6 protein-coding genes are annotated in these 3812 nt (G+C 65.8%); all 6 read right to left on the bottom strand.

All coding sequences use genetic code 11. The annotated features are described in order from the left end of the window. Nucleotides 1-1540, bottom strand: a 1540-nt coding sequence (locus OC373_RS18550; RefSeq protein WP_261998256.1) for a heavy metal translocating P-type ATPase, incomplete at its 3' end; no start/stop codon positions are given. Beyond that, a complete protein-coding gene (locus OC373_RS18545) occupies nt 1537-2202 on the bottom strand; it encodes an isoprenylcysteine carboxylmethyltransferase family protein (protein ID WP_046272515.1) in 666 nt (221 codons plus the stop codon). The genes OC373_RS18550 and OC373_RS18545, both read right to left, overlap by 4 nt. Nucleotide 2203: 1 nt before the next feature. Next, complete coding sequence (locus OC373_RS18540) at nt 2204-2503, bottom strand: DUF2933 domain-containing protein (protein ID WP_080341468.1); 300 nt, start codon at nt 2501-2503, stop codon at nt 2204-2206. Between the two features lie 171 nt (nt 2504-2674). Then, entirely contained in the window at nt 2675-2959 is a 285-nt protein-coding gene (locus OC373_RS18535) for a DUF5676 family membrane protein (RefSeq protein ID WP_152663673.1), read from the bottom strand. Beyond that, complete coding sequence (locus tag OC373_RS18530) at nt 2956-3465, bottom strand: MerR family transcriptional regulator (RefSeq protein WP_160298435.1); 510 nt, start codon at nt 3463-3465, stop codon at nt 2956-2958. Before OC373_RS18530 ends, OC373_RS18535 begins: the two co-directional genes overlap by 4 nt. Before the next feature lie 163 nt (nt 3466-3628). Beyond that, nucleotides 3629-3812 (bottom strand): efflux RND transporter permease subunit (locus OC373_RS18525; protein ID WP_261998255.1); only part of this gene is annotated, 184 nt, incomplete at its 5' end.

Below are 3812 nucleotides of genomic sequence, written 5' to 3'. Positions count from 1 at the left end.
GCTCGGAGTGCGCTTCGACCGCGGCAGCCGTGCCCAACAACCGCTCCTGCGTCCAACCTGGAGCGACCGCCATGTCGACCACCTCGGGGGCGCCGACCGTAAGGGTGCCGGTCTTGTCGAAGATCACCACGTCCAGGCGTGCGCTCTTCTCGATGGACTCGGCATGCTTGAATAGGATGCCGTGGCGTGCGCCCAGGCCCGTGCCGATCATGATCGCCATCGGCGTCGCCAAGCCGAGCGCATCCGGGCAGGCGATGACGAAGACGGTGATCGTCAGGGTGAGCGCGAACAGGAGCGGCTGTCCCAGCCACCAGAACCAGACCGCGAACGTCAGCAGCCCGATCACGATCGCGGCCAGCACCAGCCACTGCGAAGCGCGGTCGGCGAGCAGCTGCGCGGGCGCCTTGGAGTTCTGCGCGGTCTGGACCAGCTTGATGATCTGCGCCAATGCCGTGTCGCTGCCGATCTTGGTGGCGGTGTAGGCAAACGCGCCGCTCTTGTTGATCGATCCACCGACCACCGACGCACCCGGGTCCTTGCGCACCGGCATCGACTCGCCGGTCAGCATGGATTCGTCGACCTGCGAGCTGCCTTCGGTGACCATGCCGTCGACCGGAATCTTGGCCCCGGGCCGCACCACCACGATATCGCCAACCAGCACTTCGGCAGTGGGGATCTCGAGCTCTTGGCCGTAGCGGCGCACCACCGCGCGGGGCGGGGACAGCTTCAGCAGTGCTTTCATCGCGTCCGAGGCGCCGGCGCGGGCGCGCATCTCGAGCCAGTGGCCGAGCAGGACGAACGTCAACAGGACCGCCGAGGCCTCGTAGAAGTTGGGGCCGTCGAAGAAGAACGTCGACGCGATGCTGAAGCCATATCCGGTGCCTACGCTGAGAAGCACCAGGACCGCCATGTCCAGTACACCGCGGCGCAGCGAACGGATCGCTGCGCTGAAGAACGGCCAGCCCGGATACAGCACCGCGCCGGTCGCCAGCAGGAACAGCCAGACGTTGTCGCGCAGCCCGAACGGCACCGGCGGCGGCTCCATGAGACCGCCCATGGGCGACCACAGAAACACCGGGATCGCGAACGCTAGGGCGACGAGGAAGCGGCGGCCCATATCGCGCGCCGCGGCGTGCAGATCGCTGCCGTGGTTCATGCCCGCGTGGGCGTCGTGGCCCCCCGCAGCCTTGACGTCATCGCTGTGGCCGGCGTGGGCGGCGGCAGGGTGCTGCACGGCCGGACTCTGTCCGTGCCCGGCCTGCGAAGGATGGGAAAGTGCCCCTGCGGCCGGGTCGGCATCCTCCATCGGTGCGTCGCATCGGAAGCCGCAGTTGCGGATCGCGGTGGCGACCGCCCCCGACGACAGGCGGGCCGGATCGTAGGACACCTGCAGGGTCGCGGTGGCGAAATTGGCGCGGGTGGCATTGACTCCAGGCAGCGCGGCCACAGCCTTCTCCAGCGTGCGCGCGCAACCGGTACTGACCATGTCGCCGATAGGCCAGGTGCGCGTGCGCACCGTGGGTTCGTGGACGTGCGTCATGGGGCTTCTCCTTGGGATGGGGCGGGGCCGCGCCGGAGTCGCGGGATGAAGGCCGGCACCTGCTGCATGTAGCGGACGTAGTCGTCGCCAAAGCGGCTCAGGCAGTCTTTTTCCTCACGGCGTGCCAGGCGGGCATAGGCCCACACCAGCACCGGATAGCTGGCGAGCGTGAGCAGCGTGGGCCACTGCAGCAGGAAACCGCTCAGCACCAGCACGAAGGCGACGTACTGCGGGTGGCGCATACGCGCATACACGCCCTCCCTGGCGAGCCGGCCCTCTCGCTGTGCGTGGTACAGCACGGGCCAGGCTGCCGACAGCAGCCAGAAGCCGCCGCCGATCAGGACGAAACTCGCCATGTGGAATGGACCGAAATGCGGGTTGGCGCGCCAGCCGAACCACATCTCCAGCAGATGGCCCGCGTCATGGCTGAGCCAGTTCACCTGCGGATAGTTGGCGCTGAGCCAGCCGCCCAGGACGTACAGCGTCAGCGGGAAACCATACATTTCCGCGAACAGGGCCACGACGAAGGCGGAGAACATCCCGAATCCCCGCCAGTCCCACCGGGTCAACGGCTTGTAGAAGCTCCAGGCAAAGAAGATGAATAACGCGGCGTTGATGGCCGCAAGGAGCCACAGGCCATAGCCATTTTCAGATGCATGCATGTCAGTGTCCTCCATGTGGGGTGTCGGACCTTTCGTCGGTCATTGCGGGCTTGCCACGGCTGTCGGGGCTGCCATTGGGTTTGTCGTCGGCATTGCCGCCGCGCCCGTGACCTCCATGCCCCTTGTGCATGAACATGTGCATGAACGGGCACAGCAGCAGGATGGCCAAAGGCAACCAGCGGAGCATTCCTGCGAGGTGTGCACGATGTTCGACGCCCAGGTAGAACACGGCGAACGCCAGGAAAATCCAGAAGACCCAACGTCGGGATCCGGGCGTGTTTTGAGTACGGTTGGCAGTCATGGCGATACCCTCGGTAGGCGGCGATCGGGTGGCGTGACCCGGACGCGCCGCGGACGGCCGGGAGATCGGATCTGCGCGCGCGGACCGCCTGTGGATCAGCGGACCGGCGAGCAGCAACAGGATGGGAAGCCAGCGCGCACCCGCGACGAGATGGACACGGTGCGCGATGACTCAACGATTCCGGCTGCGGGCAAACGCGTTGTTGACCAGGCCGAACAGCAGCCCGGCGATGAAGCTGTAAGCCATGATGACGAGCAGGCCCACCAGCACGGCGGTCAGGCTCATCGGCGCCACCTGCTGCATCAACGGGGCGAGATTCAGACTGTGCGCGACCAGACCGAGCGCTGCCATAAACGCGCCGGGGGCAAACGCGACCACAAGCGCGCACATGAGGTAGAGCAGTCCCACGGTAATGGCCAGAGACAGTCCGGTAGTGATTGGGTTGAGACGATTCATGGCAAATTCTCCCGAGTGAGGCGACGTCCGAGGAGTCGTCGCGGGGTGGACTTGACGAACTTGCCGCCTTGCGTCGCGGCAACGGCCTCGATCAATGCGCAGACATCGCCGCCAGTCGGAATGGAGTCCGGCAGCGTTTCCCAGGCGTGGATGGCCTGCTCCATCCGTCCGTGCATGGCCAGCAGCGTGTCCAGTTGTTGGCGAGTGTCGTCGAGCCTGCGCCGAATGATGTCCCTCACGAGCGGGCAGGGACTATGTCGCACCAGGCTGCGGCGGATAATCTCCTCGATTTCCGCCAGCGTGAAACCGAGCTGTTGCGCCGTACGAATGAAGTGCAGGCGCTGGAGCTCCGAGGCTGAAAATAGCTGGTAGCCGCTCTCTGTTTGCGTGGCTGCTTGCAGCAGGCCGCGCCGCAGATAGTTGCGCACCACATGCACCGTGACATCGCCCCGCTGTGCCAGCTGGCGTACTGTCATCAGAGGCGGGCCTGCTTCGTCTTTGGACATCATTGGCCGACTCCTGGAAAGATGCTGAGCAGGCTAGACCTGTGTCTCGCACACAGGTCAAGCGCGACTGGCGCGATTCCATCTACAAAGGCTCGATGCTCCAGAGACGGCCCCCGCGCACCTGCGGACCGACATTGCCCGCTTACGTTGGACGTGCGCCGCATCACGGCACTTCCACCGGCAGCGCGGCGGGTGTCGGCAGCTTCCTGGCCAGCTGCCGCTGTTTGATCAGCGAGTACAGCGCCGGAATCACGACCAGGGTGAGGACGGTCGAAGAGACCATGCCGCCCAACATCGGTGCGGCGATGCGGCGCATGACTTCCGAGCCGGTGCCGCTGCTCCACATG

It is taken from the genome of Stenotrophomonas sp. Ste96 (genome assembly GCF_024519495.1).
Classification (GTDB): Bacteria; Pseudomonadota; Gammaproteobacteria; order Xanthomonadales; family Xanthomonadaceae; genus Stenotrophomonas; species Stenotrophomonas bentonitica_A.
Note: the sequence above shows the minus strand (reverse complement) of the source record. Positions and strands in the feature narration are given on the sequence as shown.